This is a genomic window from uncultured Psychromonas sp., from assembly GCF_947489755.1.
In the GTDB taxonomy this organism is placed as follows: domain Bacteria; phylum Pseudomonadota; class Gammaproteobacteria; order Enterobacterales; family Psychromonadaceae; genus Psychromonas.
This window is the reverse complement of sequence record NZ_CANLFB010000023.1, coordinates 1-21,989: the sequence shown is the minus strand read 5'-3', so window position 1 is coordinate 21,989 and position 21,989 is coordinate 1. Positions and strand designations below refer to the sequence as shown.

The 21,989-nt window shown below is 35.4% G+C and carries 13 protein-coding genes; 10 read left to right on the top strand and 3 right to left on the bottom strand.

Features of this window, described 5'->3' with window-relative positions; translation table 11 throughout:
* Nucleotides 1–217: 217 nt before the first annotated feature.
* From Q0794_RS13120 to Q0794_RS13085, 8 genes are all read left to right on the top strand, one after another.
* Nucleotides 218–2,986: a glycosyltransferase gene (locus tag Q0794_RS13120; protein ID WP_298942618.1), complete on the top strand. Its 2,769-nt coding sequence runs from the start codon at nucleotides 218–220 to the stop codon at nucleotides 2,984–2,986.
* A 37-nt stretch (nucleotides 2,987–3,023) separates the two neighbouring features.
* Nucleotides 3,024–3,692: a sulfotransferase family 2 domain-containing protein gene (locus Q0794_RS13115; RefSeq protein WP_298942616.1), complete on the top strand. Its 669-nt coding sequence runs from the start codon at nucleotides 3,024–3,026 to the stop codon at nucleotides 3,690–3,692.
* A complete protein-coding gene (locus Q0794_RS13110; protein ID WP_298942614.1) occupies nucleotides 3,685–5,169 on the top strand; it encodes a hypothetical protein in 1,485 nt (494 codons plus the stop codon). The genes Q0794_RS13115 and Q0794_RS13110 overlap by 8 nt, the downstream gene beginning before the upstream one ends.
* 90 nt (nucleotides 5,170–5,259) lie before the next feature.
* Complete coding sequence (locus Q0794_RS13105) at nucleotides 5,260–5,886, top strand: hypothetical protein (RefSeq protein WP_298942612.1); 627 nt, start codon at nucleotides 5,260–5,262, stop codon at nucleotides 5,884–5,886.
* A gap of 93 nt (nucleotides 5,887–5,979) precedes the next feature.
* Nucleotides 5,980–8,139, top strand: coding sequence for a glycosyltransferase family 2 protein (locus tag Q0794_RS13100; RefSeq protein ID WP_298942610.1), 2,160 nt, complete (start codon nucleotides 5,980–5,982; stop codon nucleotides 8,137–8,139).
* Nucleotides 8,139–10,439 carry a glycosyltransferase family 2 protein gene (locus Q0794_RS13095; protein ID WP_298942608.1) on the top strand — a complete coding sequence of 767 codons (2,301 nt, stop codon included), beginning with the start codon at nucleotides 8,139–8,141 and terminating at the stop codon, nucleotides 10,437–10,439. The genes Q0794_RS13100 and Q0794_RS13095 overlap by 1 nt, the downstream gene beginning before the upstream one ends.
* Nucleotides 10,440–10,509: 70 nt before the next feature.
* Nucleotides 10,510–12,267: a glycosyltransferase family 2 protein gene (locus Q0794_RS13090; RefSeq protein WP_298942606.1), complete on the top strand. Its 1,758-nt coding sequence runs from the start codon at nucleotides 10,510–10,512 to the stop codon at nucleotides 12,265–12,267.
* A gap of 68 nt (nucleotides 12,268–12,335) precedes the next feature.
* A complete protein-coding gene (locus Q0794_RS13085) occupies nucleotides 12,336–13,424 on the top strand; it encodes a sulfotransferase family 2 domain-containing protein (protein ID WP_298942604.1) in 1,089 nt (362 codons plus the stop codon).
* Nucleotides 13,425–13,521: 97 nt separating this feature from the next.
* Here the strand turns inward: Q0794_RS13085 and Q0794_RS13080 are convergent, their stop codons facing one another.
* Nucleotides 13,522–14,556 (bottom strand): hypothetical protein, encoded by a 1,035-nt coding sequence (locus Q0794_RS13080; protein WP_298942602.1) that lies wholly within the window; start codon nucleotides 14,554–14,556, stop codon nucleotides 13,522–13,524.
* A 279-nt stretch (nucleotides 14,557–14,835) separates the two neighbouring features.
* On the opposite strand from Q0794_RS13080, the gene Q0794_RS13075 reads away from it, so the two are divergent.
* Nucleotides 14,836–16,230 carry an MBL fold metallo-hydrolase gene (locus Q0794_RS13075; protein WP_298942600.1) on the top strand — a complete coding sequence of 465 codons (1,395 nt, stop codon included), beginning with the start codon at nucleotides 14,836–14,838 and terminating at the stop codon, nucleotides 16,228–16,230.
* Nucleotides 16,231–17,154: 924 nt separating this feature from the next.
* On the opposite strand, the gene Q0794_RS13070 is transcribed toward Q0794_RS13075, so the two are convergent.
* Nucleotides 17,155–18,459, bottom strand: coding sequence for a sugar ABC transporter substrate-binding protein (locus Q0794_RS13070; RefSeq protein WP_298942598.1), 1,305 nt, complete (start codon nucleotides 18,457–18,459; stop codon nucleotides 17,155–17,157).
* Between the two features lie 297 nt (nucleotides 18,460–18,756).
* On the opposite strand from Q0794_RS13070, the gene Q0794_RS13065 reads away from it, so the two are divergent.
* Entirely contained in the window at nucleotides 18,757–20,835 is a 2,079-nt protein-coding gene (locus tag Q0794_RS13065) for a methyl-accepting chemotaxis protein (RefSeq protein WP_298942596.1), read from the top strand.
* Nucleotides 20,836–21,461: 626 nt separating this feature from the next.
* On the opposite strand, the gene Q0794_RS13060 is transcribed toward Q0794_RS13065, so the two are convergent.
* Nucleotides 21,462–21,989: IS982 family transposase (locus Q0794_RS13060; RefSeq protein ID WP_298942594.1), on the bottom strand; the 528-nt coding region annotated here is incomplete at its 5' end.

Sequence of the window (21,989 nt, the reverse complement as noted above, 5' to 3'; positions counted from 1 at the left end):
TATTGATTACCGGAATTATATATCCGAGTAATTAGTCTTATAACTGGTTTTAGAATGATAAAGCAGATTTAATCGATAAGTGAGTTGGATTATTTGCTAGGTAAAAGGATGTAAGATAGAAGCTTATTAGTGTTCTTTCCATGTTTAATTACCTTTAAATGTTGAAGCATTAATTAATATCTTCATTCAAGTAGATATAGAAGAAAAGGCAAAACAAATGACAGACGAAAAAAAAGAGCAACTTTTCGAACAAATACCTGAAGAGGTTGCAGAAACGTTACGAGGTTCTATTGATAGCTTCGATACGGGTACAGTCAAAGGATGGGCTGTTGCTAATGAAAATGATAGATATTTAAATCTACATGTCATTTGTAATGAAAAAATTATAGGCACTGGGTGTGCTAATCTTTACCGTCAAGATCTCAAAGATGCAGGTATTCATACAGGCAAACATGCATTCGAGATAACTGCAATTGATAGCTGGCCAGAGTTTTTATATGGTGAAATAGAGTTAACCATTGTAGAAGCAGATACTTTACAAAAAATTGAAGCTGAACCTAAGAAAATTACCATAGAAGATAATGATGTTTATGGGCAGATAATAAGAGAAGAGCATGGTCATATTGTAACGCGCTTAGTCTCTAAAAAAGTGTTAGGGCAAAAAACAGTTGAGTTATTTCATGAAGACAAAATAATTCATCGTTTAGAGTTTAATACAGACCAAACGGAAATTCAGATAAGACAGCCAATCCCGCTTACTTTACAAGATGGTCAACGAAAATTATTTAAGGTTGGCATTTTGGGCATACCTGAAATTATTGCAACGGCTTATTTTTCGCTTCAGTGTATCCAAACACCTTGGTTGTATTTGAAGGATAGCTATAACAAACCTGGTTTTCTTGGAATGAGTAACCAAGCTGATAGTCGTTATGAATCTTTACAATATCAGCTGTGCGCTTTAGGAGAAGGCGATACAAGTATTAAGCCTGCTAATATATCCACTATTCATAATGTAATTGTGCAAGGTTATGAAGGGAGAAAAAGCTTTCCTGCTTTCACCTTGCCGGAATGTCATGAGCCTGAAGTTTCGATCATCGTTCCTGCTTTTAACAAGTTTGAGTTAACTTATCATTGTATTGCATCTATTGCTTTAGCCTATAACAAAACAAAATATGAAGTGATTTTGGCTGATGATTGCTCTGATGATGAAACGACTAATGCTGAGTCAATTATTGGGAATCTTGTTGTTTCTCGAAATAGCGAGAACCTGCGTTTTTTACGTAGCTGTAATCAAGCTGCAGAAAAAGCCAAAGGAGAGTTCATTATATTCTTGAATAATGATACTGAGGTTAATTCATTCTGGATTGATGAATTAATTAATAAGATGAAAAGCGATCCTGAAATCGGTATGACAGGGTCTAAACTACTTAATTTAGATGGTTCTTTACAAGAGGCTGGTGGGTTAGTTTGGAAAACTGGTGAGCCATGGAACGTTGGACGTGACAGTCACCCTTTAATGCCTGAATATAATTATGCGCGAGAAGTTGATTATTTAACTGGTGCGGCTATGTGTATTCAAAGTGATATTTGGCATGGTGTGGGGCGCTTTAGTGAAGAATTAGCGCCGTGTTATTACGAAGACACTGATTTAGCGTTTAAAGTGAGAGAAGCGGGTTATAAAACTGTTTATGTTCCTCACTCTGTTGTTACGCACTTTGAAGGGAAAAGCCACGGTACAGACCTTAATAAAGGCTTAAAGCGTTATCAAGTAATCAACGAAGAAACCTTTAGAAAGAAGTGGTTTAAAACCTATAGCAATAATGGTTCTCCTAGTCTTCATAATTTACGTTTTGATAAAGATCGTAATATTGACCAACGTGTGCTGGTTATCGATTACGCTTCTCCAATGCCCAACAAAGATGCAGGGAGTTATGCAGCTATTCAAGAGATGAAATTAATTCAATCTCTTGGGTTTAAAGTGACTTTTATCCCTGCGAATCTAGCGCACTTTGGTAAATATACAACCGAGCTACAAAAAATGGGAGTGGAAGTACTCTATGCGCCATTTTATCAAAGTGTTGCTCATGTGCTTGAAGAAAGACTTGGTGAAATGGATGCTGTTTATATTACTCGCTACCATATTGCGCAGGAGTATATTCCTTATATTCGCGAGCATTCAAATGCAAAAATTATTTTCAATAATGCGGATTTACATTTCCTTCGCGAAATGAGGGCTGCATTAAAAGGTGCTAAAGATCCAAAAGCATTAGAAAAAGCCTTAATCACTAGAAGTGATGAGTTGGCAGTTTGTGAAAAAGTCGATGCGATACTTTGTTATAACAGTACTGAGCATGCCGTTATTACAAGTCATATTTTAGAAGCTGAAAAACTACACCTTACTCCTTGGGTTTTAGAAGAAAAAGCCCAAGGACCTAGTTTTGAAAGTAGAGAGGGGCTTGCTTTTTTAGGCGGCTTTAATCATACCCCTAACGGAGATGCTGTTGAGTATTTAGCGCAAGAAATTATGCCGTTACTTTTTAAAAGCCGCCCTGATATTAAACTATACGTGTATGGTAGTAATATGCCGGAAAGCATGAAATCGCTTGAAACTGAGAATATCGATATGGTTGGTTTTGCAGAGTCGTTAGATAGTGTTTATCACAACCACAGGCTTTTTATTGCCCCTTTATTGTCTGGCGCGGGTATTAAAGGTAAAGTATTAGAAGCAATGGCTTATAATTTACCTACTATTTTAAGTGACGTTGCCGCTGAAGGTACTGGGCTAACACATGGTATTAGTTCACTAATTGCGAATGCCCCACAAGAATGGGTAGATGCAATTATTAAACTATATGATGACCCTGTATTGTGGACTAAATTTTCTGAAAATAGTCAAACCTTAGTCGAAGCTAAATATTCCTTTGAACACGGAAAAAAAGTATTTAAAAGTATTTTTGAGAGTGTTGGTGTCTATTCAAGTAAATAAAATATAAGGATGTAAGGTGTAAGCCTTACATTTAGCTATGGCAATTATTAATAATTCAAAACAGTTTGTATTTGTGCATGTACCGAAAGCGGCAGGCACTTCTGTAACTAATGTGTTAGCAAAATATACGACCTACAAAGATCTAGAAATTGGTGGTACTCATTTTGGTGAGTCTATACAACCAGCTTATAAAAATAGGTTTGGCTTATGTAAGCATTCTGCTGCATCTAGTATTCGTAATGTTATTGGACAAGATACATGGGATAACATGTATAAGTTTAGTATTGTACGAAATCCTTATGACCGTGTTATTTCAACTTATAAGTTTTTGTTGAAGTGGGTTGGTACGCCAGCCCCGGTTAAAGAGAAGTTAGAAAGCTTTAAAGATATTAATGAATATGTTCTTTCTTCTATGTGGGAAGACTCTGAAGGCCCTGATTTTATTTTTAAACCTCAGGTTTTTTGGTTAACAGATATTAATGATAGAAGTAAAATTATTGTTGATTTTATTGGAAAGTTAGAAACATTAGATCAGGATTTAGCTTCCATACAATCTGTTATTGAAGGCGATCATGTCGATGTAGATATAACTCCTCAATTAAATAAAACAGAAGGGAGTTATAAATTGAATGAAAGGGCTATTGAAAAAATAAATATTGTTTATTCGAGAGACTTTACACTTTTAGGTTATAAAAAAATTGTTTAAAGAGCAATATATAAAAGCGACCCATTATTTTGGTGAGTGCTCCATGGGTAATTTTTGGAACACTTTTGAAGAAGATAAGGTAGAGAGCGATTTTGAAATAATTAAATCCCATGGTTTTAATACTATTATCTTAATTCTCCCGTGGTCGCCTTTTCAAACTAAAATAGACCCAATTACTTATGATCAAGAGCTACTAAATCGCCTGAGTTTTATTTGCTCTAAAATTAAATTAAATAACTTTAATTTAATTTTGAGGGTCGGATATCTATGGTCTAATTCTACTGAAAATATTACTACTTTTGAAAGATATAGGAAATTTTTTATTAATAAAAAACTTCAATATTCATGGGTAGATTATATCAAAACTATTGAAAATGTTGTTTCGAACTTTAATCTTAATTATAAGTTTTTCTTGTGTTGGGAGGATTTTTATTGGTCTGTATTAAGGTGTAATGACAATGTTACCTTTGAAAACAGGTTAACTATTGCTAAAGGCTGTGGCTTTCAACAGTATTTGTCTGCAAGCTATTCAGTTGAAGAATTAAATTCAATTTATAACGTTAGTGTAGATAATTTTAATGAAGTCCCTTTACCACTTTTTAACGAAGCTCTTTTTAAAGAATTACATTTCTTTTTTGATAATATTTATTTGTTAAAAATAATATCACTAACAAAGTTTGCACTTAAGCAAGATGATATCGTTTATGAACATAGGGTTGACTCAGACTTATCCTCAATTGATGGCAGTTTAGATTCTAATTACAGCAAAAAGCATATTAAAGTTGATGCTATTTATTATCATCCAATGATTGGAGAGAAAAGTAATAAACCTTTTTCCGCTAAAGAAGCGGTTGATCACTTCACTCGAGTTGTGGGTGCTTTTAGAGCAAATAGTGTGCAAAGAGGCCGTCCTTTTATCGATCAATTAAACTTTCATATATCTAACCCTCAGTACCCAAACTTCGGAAGAATTAAACCAGAAATTCACAATCAATTTCTAGCAGGTATTTTACCTACTTTATCTTCACATACCTCTGGTTATGGAGTTTGGGGTTTTTTTGATTGGACAAATGATAAAGTTTTTAATGGGGCATTTGAGTTATCCCTAAAAGGTTGGGACTCTTATCTCGCTGAAGAGAAAGCTAATTGCTTGATGCTAAGTGCTGGGGCTAGTTTGTACCAAAAACTTAAAGAGCCTTTAAAAGAAGCTACCTTGGAAATAAGGTTTACCGTCGATAATAAATCTCTCTATTTTACAGTGAATGGGCAGCGTTTTGATAAAACGGATAAGACTCTATTAATTAAATATAAAAGAATCACTGAAATTGATATTAAAGTTTTTGAAGGAAGTATCAGGGTAGAAAAGATCTCTGTTTATAATCATGTTTATTCAAATGGGATGTTAACAAGAGCTAGACTTGAACGTGAAACTAGTCTGCTTATTAAAAAGATAAATAAGAGTCTTAATATTAACTAAATCTTCATGCAGGTAAAAAAAAGATGAATTTTTTTTGGGAGTTCTGTAGGATGAATTTCCAATGGAGAATCTTGTAAACTACGGATTAGTATGAAAAAAATAATCATCTCAACAGCTTTAGCGCTAACACCTTCTTCGCTTCAAAGTAAAGCTCTTTGTAAGGCATTAAACTATATTTTTGCTCATCATGAGTTGTCTAAATTTAACCATAAAATCATTAATATTAAAGTGAACGGGCTTAAAAAAAGTTGGAGCGTAATCCATCAAAGTTCCACATTTAGACCTATAAAGTCAAGAGAGTTTAATCTTGAAGTTAGTATTGACTTCGATACTGCAATAAATTTACAAAATAAAGAGGTTATATTAGCCGCTTTGCATAAAGGTCAAATAAATTTTGAAGGTGAACATGAGTTAATTACTGCGATGACTCGTGTATTGTCGAATTTGGATGATAAACGTCTAAGTGAGATTTCCGAGCGCCTTTTTTCTTTTCTTAAGATTAAAAATGAGTCTAAAAAAATTGATATCAAGACTGTGACATTGAAAGATTTAAAAAATAAAAATGATGTTGATTTCATACGTGATGCAGCAGTGAAATTAGAAAAGACTAACTTACCTAAAGCACTCTCTTTAATGTTGTTAGCACAGCAAGCAAGGCCTAACGGGCCCTTTATTAACAACAAAGTGTTGCAGTATAAAACGTTATTGTTCAAGTAGAGTAATTATCCGGCTATTTCTTTGAACTTTTATACAAGCTGAGTAGCCTTAAACCTTACATATATATAAACCTTCTTTTAATGGTAAATAAACATGAAATTAACAACTAAAGCTAAATATGAGATAAAAAAAATATTAGGAATTTCAAGTAAGTGTAAATATGTTAGTCAGGATATTTTTAATGACGTTAATGCATCAGGCCTATTCGATGAAATTTTTTATGTAAGTACATATGGGCAATATACTCCTTACAATAGCGCATTAGATCATTACCTGGCTGAAGGTGCTGATCAATTCTACAATCCTCACCCGCATTTCTCTACAGCGTATTATTTTTATGAAAATGCTGATGTTAAAGAAGCTAACTTAAATCCTTTATGGCACTACATTAAACATGGTGAAGCAGAAGGGCGTAAACCGAACCCTTATTTCTCTCCCTCTGCTTATGTTGCACAGAATCCTGATTTAACAGGATGGGAAGCAAATCTGTTATTACACTTTGTAAACCATGGTTGTGCAGAAAATCGTGCTTATTGTGATTTTAGAACTGAATCTAATTCCGCTAGCTCTCAATCTTACCAAGAATGGATTAATAACCATGAAGTAGTGACTGCCTCTTTAGCCCTTCAAAATATTAAAGGTTTTACGCATAAACCGCTTATTTCTATTATCGTTCCTGTTTACAACCCTGAAAAACAACTGTTGATTGAATGTATTGAGTCTGTGATTAAGCAATCTTACGACAATTGGGAGCTTTGTTTAGCAGATGATAAATCACCGAATGAAGATGTTCGTGAAGTGTTAGAAGAATACGCAGCAAAAGATAAACGCATTAAAGTCGTTTTCCGCGAAGAAAATGGACACATCTCAGAAGCAAGTAATAGTGCTTTAGAAATGGCAACAGGTGAATGGTCAGCATTGTTAGACCATGATGACGAGTTACATATACATGCTCTGTATCATGTAGTTGAAGTGCTAAATCAACAGCCTAAAGCTGAATTGATTTACAGTGATGAAGATAAAATAGATGAAGAGGGTGTACGTAGTGGACCACACTTTAAAGCCGACTGGAATCTAGACCTTTTATACAGCCAAAACTACGTGTCTCACCTCGGTATCTATAAAACAGAAATCGTTAATAAAATTGGTGGTTTTCGTGAAGGATATGAAGGTAGCCAGGACTTTGATTTATTGCTGCGCTACTCGCGTGAAATAAACCAAGCTAATATCGTTCATATCCCTAAAGTGCTTTATCACTGGCGTATGGTAGAAGGTTCGACTGCTCTTGCTTCTGAAGAGAAGACCTACACTACTGATGCAGGTATTAAAGCGTTACAAGATCACTTTGAAGCCATAAATAAAGAAGTAACCGTTGAAAAGGGAGCGGGGGCCAATATGTATAAGGTGAATTGGCAAATCGCTGATGAACCTTTAGTGTCGCTGATTATTCCAACTTACAATGGTTATGATATTACAAAGCAAGCCATTGATTCGATCCTAGAAAAAACCACTTATCAAAATTACGAAATATTATTAGTTGATAATAACTCTAACGACCCTGTTGCTTTAGAGTATTTTGAAGAACTTGATAAGCATGAAAAAATCACTGTGCTTCGTTACCCTTACCCATTTAATTACTCTGCGATTAACAACTTTGCTGCTAAGCAAGCCAAAGGCACTATCATTGGTTTAGTTAATAATGATGTTGAAGTGATCACGCCTGATTGGTTAACAGAGATGGTTTCTCACGCTCAACGTGAAGATGTTGGTTGTGTTGGCGCTATGCTGTATTTTGAGAACGACACTATTCAGCATGCAGGTGTTATTTACGGCTTAGGCGGTGTTGCTGGCCATTCCCATAAGTATTTCCCACGTGACCATCCTGGTTACTTTTACCGTCTAAAACTAGTGCAAAACCTGTCTGCGGTAACAGCTGCCTGTCTACTGGTGCGTAAATCAGTTTTTGATCAAGTAAATGGCCTAAATGAAGAAGATTTAAAAGTGGCATTTAATGACGTTGATTTTTGTTTGAAAGTACAAGCTGCAGGTTACAGAAACCTATGGACGCCATATGCAGAGTTATATCATTACGAGTCAATCAGTCGTGGTGCAGAAGACAATCCTGAAAAAGTAGCTCGTTTTAATAAAGAAGTTGATTATATGAAAAACACATGGAACACCGACAAGAAAGCAGATCCTTGCTATAGCCCAAACTTAAGCGTAGAACGTGAAGACTTCTCAGTAGGTAAATAATGAAAAAACTATATATACATATTGGACTTAGTAAAACGGGATCATCGGCTATTCAATCTTGGTTATCGTTAAATGTTAGTAAGCTAAGTAAAAAGGGATTTGATTATGCTGATTTAAGCCCTAGCGCAAAAGAAGGAAAAATAACAGCTGGAAATGGTGTTATGTTATTTCACGCTTGCAATAGTGAAAATTGGGAAGAAGCTGAAAGGTTAATATTAAGCGTATATTTTAAAAATAATAAAAAAGCCATTATTAGTAGCGAAACGCTACAAAATATAGCTCCTTTAGCGATAAAAAAGATAAATGATATTTGTCAAAAACATGATATATCAGTAAAAGTTATTGCTTATGCGAGAAGTGTTTATGAGTTACTTTATTCCAACTATTTACAGGGAGTAAAAAGACATGGTTTTACATTTCGTTTTGGTGAAAAAGAAGGAATGGGTTATAAACCTCAAAGACGCTTTCTAGAAAACTACAATAAGGTTTTTGATAAAAACTTTCAAGTCTTAAATTATGATAGCTGTAAGGGGAATATATATAACTCTTTTGCTCAATTGTTGGGTATTAAAGCAAATAAATTTGTTGTAAAAAATAAAAAAGTTAATCGTAGCCTCACCTTCGTTGAGTCAGAAGTTTTAAGAAAAATGAACGAGCTGCATAAAGGTGTTTTTTCAACTGAAATATCAGATTATCTCATCAATATGTCGCCAGAGCTGTCTACCGCCGTTTTCTATGATGATGAATTGCTAGAAAAAACAAAGAAGCATGCGACTGAAGACCTAAACTGGATCAATGACAATTTAATTCATAACAATGATTTTATAAAGTTAGACAATTCTAATTCCTCAAGTGCACTTCTAAATTCAGAAGAGGATGATGAAGAAAAAATATTAAACGAGGTTGTGAAATGGGCTTTAGATAAAAAGGTCAATAATCAAGTTCAAGAGTTTTGCGAGTTTTTATGTGAGTTAGCTGTTTTTTTAAGTAATGATTACTTAGATAACGCAATTCTAATTATGGAAAAAGCTAAAAAACTACATGGCGAAGACGAATATATTACCTCATTGTTGACTATGTTCAATAATAAAAAAAATAAACCTAGTGTCTGTAATGAAGTTGCTGTGCTCGCAGTTATTAAAGATGAGTCTGTCTATATCCATGAATGGATCCATCATTACCATCATTTTGGGTTTAAGCATATTTATTTAGCCGTAAATAGAACGTCAGATAGAACTATCGAGGTTTTAGATAGAATTTGTGAAAAATATGAATCAGTTAAGTATTTTATTACCGATTGGATTGATAAAGATTCAGATGAAAGTGGAATTAACCCTAACATGCAGAGGTTATCCTATAGTTTTTTAGCGAATGAGGTTTTTAAGGATAAGAATGTTACACATTGCTTAAGCCTTGATGCGGATGAGTTCTTTTATCCAAAATGTTTTAAAAAGAGTATAAAGGAGTTTATTAGTTCATTTCCTGATAATGAAATGCTATCAATTCATTGGGCTTGTCAAGGAGCTGATAAGGAGGGGTTTTTGCCTCCATTTGCGAATGATGAATATTATATCAGACCACAAGTTAAAACTTTAATATCAAGAAGCGCCTATACTAAAGTCAAAAAATTTACAGTTCATGTTCCTCTATTATCTGAAGAAAATGGCCTGCATATAGATGCAAGTGGCTTACCTTTTGTGCCTGGTAAGCATAGAGAAATATCTAGCACTGTTTTTTCTGATAATCAAAAAGCCTTTATTCTTCACCGAATGATTCGCTCAGACTTAGAGTATTTAGCTTTATTATTAAGGCAAAGGCCAGCTTCAACACTAAGGTTGAAAAATAACCGGAATGGAATTGTTAAGAAAGGTGGTTTATTAAATATTGAAATTCCTAAGGATATTTTAAATAGTTATTACGAAAGCCTAAATAGTTTTATTACTAGATGTAATTTATTGGATATTTTAGTTTCGGAAAGAGATGAAATTAAAGAAAGAGCAAAACTAGTTTTAGATGTTAATGATGAAGATATATGTAAAGATATTGAAACTTATTATACGGTATTAAACGGTACTAGTGCATTTCCTGCTTTACATGAGCGTATGAAAGCTCTTGGCAATGGATTGCTAAAAATGGAAAGACCTGTTGATAGGTTAAGAGATTTAGCTATTCATATGGAGCGTTTCGACCTAAATGTATCTTTAGATCTAATGAAAATAGCTTTAATAGGAAGGCCTAAAGGGGTAATCATTCAGCGTAAAGTAATTAGTTATGAGTCAAAACTGAAAAAAGGTAGTTAAAATTTAGTTTCCGTAAAAAAGTTATAGATATATCTATAACTTTTTTAATTATTCTAAATAGGCGTTCTATATGATTAAAATACTTCCTTTTTTTATACGAAATCACTTAAAAAAAATTGATTGGCTTGCGCATTTATACCGAAAATATTTTATGAAGTTGCCTATTGATGGTGGTTACTCTGAGATACAAGTAGTGCAAAATAAGCTACTTTCAGGTATTAAACTTAATCAATTAAAAACTACTTTTTCTATTGTTGTCCCTATCTATCAACCTGATCTGGCTTTATTTAAAGAGATGGTTGAGTCTGTTTTATTGCAACGTTACCGTTATTGGCAATTAATACTGGTTGATGATGCTTCTAAAGATAAGCTGTTGACTGAATATCTCGATTCGCTAGCTGAAGACAAACGAATTACCGTTATTCAACGAACTGAAAACGGGCATATATCACAAGCGTCTAATGATGGTTTAGCTGCGACTACTGATGATTATATTGTGTTGTTGGATCATGATGACCTCTTACATTGTGATGCGTTGTCAGCAATGGCAAAGGCTATTGATGATAACCCTGAAGCAAAAGTGTTTTATAGCGATGAAGATAAAATTACTGAGACAGGCGAACGAGTAACACCTCACTTTAAGCCTCAGTGGAATCGTGACTTACTGTATTCCATGAATTATATCTCTCACCTTGGTGTCTATCAGCGGACGTTAGTGGAGTCTGTTGGCGGCTTTCGTGTTGGTTTTGAAGGTAGCCAGGATTATGATTTGTTATTGCGTTGTGTGGCTAAATGTCATGACCAACAGATAGTGCATGTGCCTTATGTGTTATATCACTGGCGAGCGATTCAAGGATCTACCGCTTTGGCTGAATCTGAAAAGTCATATTCAGCTCAAGCTGGGTTAAAAGCATTACAAAACGCGTTAGCTGGACAAGTTGCTTCTGTTGAGCAAGGGAAGTTAGCCAATACGTATAAAGTGAATTGGCCAATTTCAGATTCGCTGCCTTTAGTCTCGATCATCATCCCTACCAAGAATGCTAAAAAACTGGTTAAGCAGTGTATTAATTCTATTTATAAAAAAACTTTGTACCCTCATTTTGAAATTCTACTGGTAGATAATCAGTCCGATGATTTGGCTAGTGTAGATTATTTCAAAGCACTTGAAGCTGAAGGTAAGGTAAGGCTTATTTCATACGATAAGCCCTTTAATTATTCTGCGATTAATAATTATGCAGTCACTAAAGCAAAAGGTGATTTGTTAGTTTTGATGAATAATGACATCGAGATATTGTCTGATACTTGGTTAACGGATATGGTGGCGAATATTAGTCGCCCTGATATTGGTTGTGTTGGCGCTAAACTTTATTACCCTGATGGTAAGTTACAACATGGTGGTGTTATCACTGGATTAGGAGGTGTCGCAGGGCATTCTCATAAATACTTCCCTAAGGGACACCCTGGTTATTTTAAACGTTTACAGGTGATTCAAAATTTATCCGCTGTGACGGCGGCCTGTTTAGCGGTGCGAAAGGATGTGTTTCAGCAGGTTGGTGGGTTAAACGAACAGCATTTAACGATTGCCTTTAATGATGTGGATTTATGCTTAAAGGTCCAGAAAGCTGGCTATCGTAATCTATGGTCACCTTATATTGAGATGGTGCATCATGAGTCTTTAAGTCGTGGTACTGAGGATACGCCAGAGAAGCAAGCTCGCTTTATGAGAGAAGTACATTATATGAAAAAGACATGGGGTGAGCCTTTGTTGAATGACCCTTGTTATAGCCAGTGGCTTACTCTCGATAGAGAAGATTTCACCTTAAGATAAAATCTACTTTGTTACCTCATCCTACGTTTAGATAAATCAAGTAATATAACTTTTAGTATTAGGTCTCTATGTTTAAAAAAATCTCAAAAAAAATAAGCGAACGTATTAAAGCCTCGTCGATAAAACAGAGAGTAGCTGATTATGATGCGAGCGAAGTTATTGGTTTTGACGGAACAAGTAAGTATCGAGAGCGTACTCATTTAGAAAAAAAGAATAACTTCTTCTTTATACATATTCCAAAAACGGCGGGTACTAGCTTTAGAAAAGCATTAGAAAGCGAGCATAGAGTAATAGGTGATTATGGGAAACACTCTTCTCAGACTCATAGCCTGATTTTAGATCATATCTACCGAGAACAGGCACCATTGAATCTGAAAAAATCATTTAATGAAGTTGAAAATACTTGGTTAGTAGGTCATGTTACGCTAGCGAAGTATTCGGACATAGTATCCGCGCGTCATATTATCTCTTTTGTAAGGGAGCCTATTCAACAGGTGGTTTCTCATTACAACCATTATGTTGCTTTTCATGGATTTAAAGGTACTTTAGCGCAATTTTTAAAGCGTCCTTTAGCCTCTAATTTTCAGAGAAAAAACTTAGCCCCTTTACCGCTTGGGTTAATTGGCTATGTAGGTCTGACTGATTGTTATGAAGAAAGTATACAGCTTATTAATAGTTATTATGGGCTTTCTCTTAAAGTGATAGAAACCAATGTTAATAAGAAAAAAACGATTGAAAAAGAAGCTATATCTCCTGAGTTAAGAGCTAAAATAACTAAATTAAACCCGATTGATATTAACTGTGTGAAAGAAGCTGAGTTTTTACATGTTCACCGTGTGGCATTAACACAGCAAAATAAAGAATGGGTTTACAGTCACTTTACCATCAATCCTAATAATATATTGACCGGATGTGCATATTACAGCCATTCAGAAAAGGCTGTAGAATTTAATGTGTTATGTAATGGAGAGTTACTTGAAGTTATGACTGCAGATAATTTTTTTGGCAACTTTCCAAAAGTTAATTTCCCTCGTGAGCGTTATATAGGAGTACACTTTTCTTTAACGAATCGTTGTAAAGAAGGTGACAAGATTGAAGTGTTTGCTAAGGAAACTGGGCAGCAATTGACTTACAAGTCTTTGACACTTAAAAAGTAGATTTCATTTTTTACATTGATTAAGGCACTAAGCTGATTTAGTGCCTTTGATTCCTTCCATTTTTTTCCCTCTCATTTTAACTAAGCCCTTTTTGTATTTATTTTCGAGCGTCTAATTTTTTTTGGTAAAACATAATTTTGTTTTTGATAAATATACCGCCAGGTCTTAATTTTAATGCTATTTTCATTAAGCTCATTGCTTTGTTTAAATCAATATACTCTAGAGCTAAAGCTGCATCTCTAATGTTATCAACTTCATCTTTATTCAGGTTTTTAGATGTCATTGTTTTTTGTATCAAAGGAGAATTAAGTAATATACTTAATTTTTTTTCACTTTTTAGTAATATTTTGTTATTTGGTTTCTTTTTTATTAAAGGTTTGTAATAAGCTGAAGTTAATCTTAGCAATTTGGTTTTTTGTCTTAGGTTTTGTATATTTATTTCTTGAGTATATAAAAAGTCACTAAGGATTTCTTTTATTATATTAGAGTTCATCGCTAAAAAATAATAACCAGTGCCATGTCCGAAACCATTTATTTTTACGTGCTTAAAGTTTTTAAATCTATTTGCATGCATTACATCGATTTTATTCTCTGGGTCATAAATAATATATCCTTTACAATTACCGAGGCTGATATCGTTATATTTTTTTGTCCAATCTAAATGTTGTGCCTCTTTAGTCGTGGGACGATTATCCCAAGGGACTAAATCTAGCTTCTTAGTACTTATGGGGTGAAATAATATTGCATAATCTAACCGTAAGGCTTCAGCATAAGCACCTATACCAAAACCGCCTTTACTATTTGCATAGCCTAAACGTGCTTTGAATGGTTTTAAAGCGACTCCGAGTTTTTCTATAAATTGTGAGAATTCTGGGTGCATGAAATAGTTGTCAGAGTGTGCACCTAACACGCCAAAACATATTATGTTTACATCATACTTACACAAAAAATCGAAATTAAAAGGAGAGATCGTAGGATCTGTATTAATATCGTTTCTGTTAGGAGGAAAAGTTATAACAATAGGTTTATCTAAACTAGTAATTCGATATTTATAGTGCATATCTGCTATCGAATCATATCCATTGTGTTCGGCTTGGAAGTCTATATCTTTTAATACTTCTATTATTTTCATTTTCGACCTTGAATTTTGAATATTATTTTTATTAAGAAATGAAAATTAATAAAAAAGTTCACCGATGGTTAACAAATATTGTAAGGATGTTATATTTTCGTATCTAAAATGTCATTATATTGATTTGTTACTTTCTGTATTTAACGCTTAAAGTAGTATTTTTATGATTATTCTCTCTTTATTAATAACCCTCTTCTCACTTTTGAGTAATAAGCGTACGACTTATTATCATTATATTTACATTGAACCATACTCAATAAAAATGCTTTGGGAGGGTTTATGCAGATACTTGATCATGGTGCCGTTAATGGGGTGACAGGTTCATGTCATCAATTGATTGTTGACGCGAATAATAGTTTATTAGTTGATTGTGGTTTGTTTCAAGGTGCAGAAACGTCTGGTCGAGGTGATGATGATTTATTATCTATCGAGTTTGACATCAGTACGGTTCAGGCTCTATTAGTTACCCATTGTCATATTGACCATGTTGGGCGTTTGCCTTATTTATTAGCGGCAGGGTTTTCTGGGCCGATTATTGCCACAGAAGCGACAGCAGCTTTATTACCGATGGTGATTGAAGATGCGCTGAAAGTGGGAGTAACCCGTAATCAATCGATCATTAAAGCTTGTTTGGCTCGTTTAAAGGGACAGTTGATTGCTGTGCCTTACAAGCAGTGGTTTGAGGTGACGTTAAAAGGGGCGAGTCGCACTAAAGTTAAGTTCCAGCCTGCAGGTCATATTCTTGGGTCTGCTTATATTGAAATTGACGTTAAGGCTAAGTCTAATGTAAAGGGTGAAGAGCAAACGGCTAAACGAGTTGTTTTTTCGGGGGATCTTGGCGCAACTTATTCTCCTTTATTAGCTTCCCCTAAAAGCCCTTATAAAGCAGATGTTGTGGTTATTGAAAGTACTTACGGTGATAAGAATCATCAAGGGCGACGTGAACGTGCGAAGAGTTTAGAGAAGGTATTAATTAAAGCAATTAGTGATAATGGCGTGGTGATTATTCCTGCTTTTAGTATTGGTCGTACACAGGAACTACTTTATGAATTAGAACAGATCACCGCAAAAGCTAAGTTTAAGAAATTGGCTGATATTGAAGTAATTGTTGATTCTCCGATGGCCGCTAAATTCACTGAGCATTATCAATATTTTCAGTCCTTGTGGGATGCTGAAGCGAAAAGGCGTGTGAAGCAAGGTAGGCAGCCTTTAAACTTTGAGAGTTTGTATACGGTTGATACACACCAAGAGCATATGCAAGTGGTTGAGTATCTAGCGAATCGTAGCAAACCAGCGATAGTGATTGCTGCTAGTCGGATGTGCAGTGGTGGGCGCGTAGTGAATTATTTAAAGCGGTTTATCAGTGAACCGACTGCTGATGTATTGTTTGTCGGTTATCAAGCTAAGGGGACGTTAGGGCGTGAGATTCAACAATACGGACCAAGTGGCGGTTATGTGTTCATTGATGGTGAAAAGCTAATCGTTAATGCAGGCGTTCATACGATTTCAGGTTACTCCGCACATGCTGACCAATCTAATTTAGTCAATTTTATTAAGCGTATTCGCAAAGGCCCTGAAAAAGTCATTATTGTACATGGGGATGATGACGCTAAACACGCGTTGAAAGTAAAGTTAATGGAATTGGATGATAGGTTGGTTGTGACTATTCCGTAAGGGTGTTTGGATGAATTAGGAGGCAGTCCGATCTCATGATCGCAAGGTCTCTGTTATTCTTTTTTAGCCTTGTTGATTATCGTTATTAATGAAAGTTACGATACATTTTCAGGGGCGCATGCTTCAGCCTGCTTGTTGTCATTAATGAAGTTTACGATACATCTTTACGGGGCGTTGGCTTCAGCCTGCTTGTTGTCATTAATGAAGTTTACGATACATCTTTTCGGGGCGCTGGCTTCAGCCTGCAGTGTTTTTGTGTGTTGATTTTGGACTATGGATGCTGGACGAATTAGGCGATAGCTTAGAGCAATGAGCAAAAGCGCTTTGGAATTCTTTTTTCAGCATACTTGTTTGTTGTTATTAATGAAAGTTACGATACATCTTTTCGGGGCGCATGCTTTAGCCTGCTTCTTTTTATTTTAGGATTTTTATGTGTTGAATTGTTGTTCTTCACTTTGTTCACCGTGGCGAATAGACGTATGCGATGACTCGCATACTGGCAGGCTAAAGCCAGCGCCCCTAGGTCAAGAACTCTGCTATTCCTGTTTTAATGTTTTATACTTATTGATTTTGCTTTTGTAGTAAAAAATATAAAACAACACACAAAATCTGCAGGCTAAAGCCAGGGCCCCTAGGTCAAGAGCTCTGCTATTCCTTTTTTATATTTTGGTTCGTTATTTCGAGGCACATGTTTCAGCCTGCTTGTTTGTTGTGATTAATGAAATTTACGACGTATTTTTAAAGGGGCGCTGACTTTAGTCTGCAGTGTTTTTTGTGTGTTGGTTTTTACCTCTTGTGCTAGGCGAATTAGGCGACAGTTTAAAGCAATGAGCTCTGTGATTCCTTTTTCAGTCTACTTTTTGGATTTTCAGAAAAACATGGCGTTGTCTATTAACGCCATGTTTTCTGTTTGTTGGCTGGTGGTTAGTGATTTGCTCGGCGCATTTCTCTTTCTGCTATTTTTTGTGCGCTATCTAGTGCTTGTTCTACGCTGATTTTACCTTCAAGTGCCTCTGCTATTTTTTGTCCTGCAAAACCAGCGATAGAGACGAACTCCGGGATTGTTACAAATTGAACACTAGAATAAGGCGATGGATATAACGTATTGTTTTCCGGATCTATGCCGTTGAGTGCAGTTAATTCTGCTTTGGCAAAATCACCGACTGCTTTTACATAGTCAGGGTTGTTATACGTTGATAAACGCGTACCTGTTGGTACATTTGCCCAGCCGTTTTTATCGGCAATACGTTTGATATAATCTTTTGACGTTGCCCAACTAATAAATGTTTTTGCAGCATCGACATTTTTTGATTCTTTTGGGATCGCCAATGCCCAAGACCATAACCAACTCGCACCACTTGTGGTGATTTGATAGGGCGCTTCAGTATAAGACCAAAGTGAAGCATATTTACTTTGTTTGCTATCGGTTAGAAATGACGCTGCAATTGAGGCATCAACCCACATCGCACATTTACCTTGACGGGATAAGCTTAAAATTTCGGTAAAACTATTTTTTTCTGGATTAGGTGGGCCGTAATTGTTGAGTAATTCAACATAGAAGTTAACCGCTTTTTTCCATGCATTTGTATTAATTTCTGGCTGCCAATCCATATCAAACCATCGGCCACCAAAACTATTCGCTATCGTTGAAACCAAGGCCATATTGTCTCCCCAGCCTGGTTTACCTCTTAGGCAAATTCCATAGACTTCGTTGTCGGGGTCGTGCACCGCTTTTGCTGCGTTCTGTATGTCTGTCCAGTTAGGCCTTTTATTAAAAGATATATTGGCTTTATCTAGTATGTCTTTACGGTACATCAACATAGAGCTTTCGCCATAGAAGGGAGCCGCGTAAAGTTCTCCTTGGTATGACAAGCCTGCTTTTATAGAAGGAAGTAGATCATTGACGTCATAATTATTATCTGGAGATAATGGGATTAACCAGTCTCGTTTTGCCCAAATGGGTGTTTCGTATAAACCAATAGTAACGACATCATAGCGTCCACCTGCAGATGCAATATCTGCAATTGCACGCATTCTCAAACTACCTTCATTATAAATATGCCATTTCAGTTTTATATCAGGATTATCTTTTTCGAAGGCCGGTGTTAAGGCTTTCATTTCCATCATATGTGCATTGTTTACTGTGGCAATATTAAGATCTATCGCTGAGACATTCGCGCTGAATGCCAACGATACTAAACTGAGGAAAAGGGTAGACGTTTTTTTCATGTGGTTTCCATCCTGGAACTTTTTACAAGGTTAATCGCGTTTGAATAATCGAGTGTGTATTCATCTAGTTTACCTTCTAATTTATATAAAAAGTGTTAGTTAATTGATGAAAGTAGCAAAATAATAGCATTGCTAATGTAAAATCAAAGCTTAAAAATCTCGTTAAAGTGCTTATTTTATAGCTTGGGAATCTTATTATTCGATTTATTTGAGTGTTAACCTAAACTAATCAAATGGTTATAGTTAATTGATGTTTAAATTTACAAAATGTAAAAAATATAGTCAAATGGTGTAGTTATGATCTCTGTTATGGAAAGAGGGACAAATACGGATGAAAAAGGATTTATGAAAATATTTAATATCAATTTATCGACCAAAATCATACTGAGTTTTGGCTTGATTGGTTTTCTTTTCATCGGCATGGTGTTGTTCAGCTTTGTTAATGGAAAACAAGTTATATCGGGGCTAACGCTCATTAATAATGAATCTTCACCGGTCATTCGTTTCTCTTCTAAAACCAATGAATTGGTGAAAGCCACTGAGCCATTAATTTTAAAATTATTAGCAAGTGAAACAAACGACCAATATAAACAAACTTCCAATAAACTGACTGTGAATAATCAACAGGTCGTTTCTACTTTACATGACTTTAGTGAGCTCCATTTAAGCGGAGAGTTTTCAACTGTAGTAGATGAAGCTTTGTTGCAGTTAAAAAATAATATGCAAGAGGTTGAAGCAAATTCATTATTGTTAATTAAAAAGCAATCACAAATAGTCAATGCCATTGAAAGTACGCATCAAATTGTATTAACGCTTGATACGTTATTGGAAAAGATAGCCCCATTACTTTCTGATACGTTAATTGAGTTAGAAGATGAAGCAACTATTTCTATTGTGAATGAGGTTAACGCTTCGGTTATTTCGGGTATGTTGATTATTGAAAAGACAGCGAATGCAAACTCATTAGAGGCCTTAGAGAGTCACCACCAACAGTTCATTAACTGGCAGAACCAGCACTCCAGCTTGTTACCTTCTCTTATTTTTTCCTCAAACGATACATTTTATCAAAACTTCGTTCGTAAGTTGTCTGCGCTGACATTATCTTTGTTAGATGCGATTGAAGGTGAGCAAGGTTTATTATCTATCCAGAAGCAAAGGTTAGCGGCGATTAAACAGCAGAAAACTGACTTTGCGACATTAAAAGCGCAAACAGAGAATGCGAGTGTGTTAACGGGATTATTGTTAGATAAATCATTCGCACAAAATAATAAGTTAGCGACTGATATTAATGACAGCACACAAGGTCAAAATAATATTAGTATTGTTGTCGGTATTTTTATTCTGCTTTGTATTCTTGTGTTATCAACTACGATGACGCGCCTTATTCGTCATGCTATTAACAAGTTTATGGAGGAGCTAAATGCCTTATCTAATGGGGTGTTACGTAATATTCCTGTCTCACAATCTAATGATGAATTTGGACAATTAAACAATTACCTTATTAAGGTGATTAATAACTTGAAACAAACAGTATTAGATATTGAAGACTCTTCAAAGAAAGTAGAAGCTTCCGTTGTATCGGTTGTTAATACGTCTCAAAGCACACTCGATATCGTTAACCAGCAAAAAGATGAATTGCACATGGTTGCGACAGCGTTGGTTGAAATGAGTTGTACTGCGAATGAAGTAGCACAACATACAGAAAAAACCCATGATGCAGTTATTAACGCGGTTGAGTTATCAAAAAATGGACGACAAAGAGTGTTAGATAACCACCAAAGTATTGAACAAGTTGCATCACAAACCAAACTGACATTATCGGCTATCAATAATTTGCATAATGGTGTGAAAAGCATTCAAGATATCGTGGATACAATTACTGAAATTGCAGACCAAACTAATTTATTAGCGCTTAATGCTGCTATTGAAGCTGCTCGTGCTGGTGAGCAAGGAAGGGGGTTCTCTGTCGTTGCTGATGAGGTACGTACTTTAGCTACACGTACACAAAAATCTACGTTAGAAATTCAAGAGAAAATATCGACTATGATTTTAGATTCTAAAATGACAGTAGATGCGACAACAAAAAGTGAAGGCTTGGTAAACGAAAGTCTTAAGCAAGCGAAATTAGCCGATGAAATGATTGCAAGCTTTGAAAGCAAAATGTCTGAAGTGCAAGATTTAAGTTACTTAATTTCTACTGCGACAGAAGAACAAGCAGTAACCGTCGCTGAATTAGATAAGAACATTAATAAAATTGCGATGTTGGCTAACGATACTAATAGTAAAGCTGAGTCAGCTAAAGATGAAGCAACTTCGCAGGTTGTTATTGCCAAAAATTTACAAGAAAACGTCGCAAAATTTGTCTTTGAACGTTAGAACTCAGTTAGGCTGAGCCTAGTGTCATGAGCGGAGGAGCTCTGCGAGTCCTGTTTTAGCTTGCAGATCTTTTTTGTGTTACTTGCGATTGTATGTTTTATGCTTTGTTCGCGAAGAGCAAAATAATAAACCTTAACACCAGGAACTCTGCAGGCTAAAGCCAGCGCCCCTAGGTCAAAAGCTTTGTGAATTCTGTTTTATCTTTTTGGTTCGTTACTTCGGGGCGCATGCTTCAGCTTGCAGGATGTTTTGTGTCGCTTGCGATTGTATGTTTTATGCTTTGTTCGCGAAGAGCAAAATAATAAACCTTAACACCAGGAACCCTGCAGGCTAAAGCCAGCGCCCCTAGGTCAAGAGCTCTGGGAATCCTGTTTTATATTTTTGGTTCGTTATTTCGGGACGCATGTTTCAGTCTGCTTGTTTGTTGTTATTAATGAAGTTTACGACACATCTTTACGGGGCGCTGGCTTCAGCCTGCAGTGTTTTTGTGTGTTGATTTTGGACTATGAATGCTGGGCGAATTAGGCGATAGCTTAGAGCAATGAGCAAAAGCGCTTTGGGATTATTTTTTCAGCATACTTGTTTGTTATTAATTAACCTGAGTTCTGGATAAGCAATAGCATTTATTAGACTGTCATCATCTCTAATTCACTTTTAGATACCTTAATACATGGCTTTTTCTTTTTTAAGCAATAGGCCACTATTCCTGAAATAACATTGAGCATGAACCCTGTCTCACTTCGATGGCGACTATGCTCTATTTGAGATATGTTTTTCAGTTGGTCATTAACTGTTTCTATTATGTATCTCTTTGATAACATAGCTCTATCGAAAGCTGACATTACTTTTCTTTTCATATTCTTACGGACAGTTGTAACTAAATCAATATCAGACCTCTTTAGTTTTTCTGTTAACTTACTTCCAATATATCCCTTATCTGCATATAACTTACCCGTTAGATTTCTACATAAATCAGGTATTGGTGTACGGTCATTCGTGTTACCGGGACTGATGTTTAACGCAAGGATTTCACCTTGATGATTAATTAAAAGGTGAAGTTTAAAACCGAAAAACCATCCCATCGTTCCTTTCCCACGTTTTCCTGTCTTAGCAAATACTTTATTTCTAGGAATTCGAATATTGTGGCATACCTT